General features: G+C 71.9%; 1 protein-coding gene. It reads left to right on the forward strand.

Annotated elements, in window-relative coordinates:
* Positions 1-47: 47 nt before the first annotated feature.
* Positions 48-334: hypothetical protein (locus NGF19_RS30495; protein ID WP_289738570.1), on the forward strand; the 287-nt coding region annotated here is incomplete at its 3' end.

The following is a 334-nucleotide window of genomic DNA, read 5'->3' on the forward strand; positions in this document are numbered from 1 at the left end:
CGCAGGCGGCCGTGGCGTCGGAAGCGACGCCGGAGGGGCAGTCCGCGTTGACCGAGGCTGAGGCGTTCGCTCAGGCCAGGCGTACGGGCAAGCCGGTGGAGGTGACCTCGCTGGGGGGAGAGAGCAGCGAGGTCTTTGCCACGCCCGATGGGAATCTGGAGGCGCGGGAGTATCTGCGGCCTGTGCGGGCCAGGGTGGGGGGTCGGTGGAAGCCGGTCGACACCGGTCTGGTGAAGGCCGGGAGCGGCATGGTCGCGCCGAAGGTCACCACGGTCGGCCTGGAGTTCTCGGGTGGCGGTGACGCGCCGATGGTGCGGATGACGAAGGCGGGGCG

The organism is Streptomyces macrolidinus, from assembly GCF_023887685.1.
Lineage (GTDB): Bacteria > Actinomycetota > Actinomycetes > Streptomycetales > Streptomycetaceae > Streptomyces > Streptomyces macrolidinus.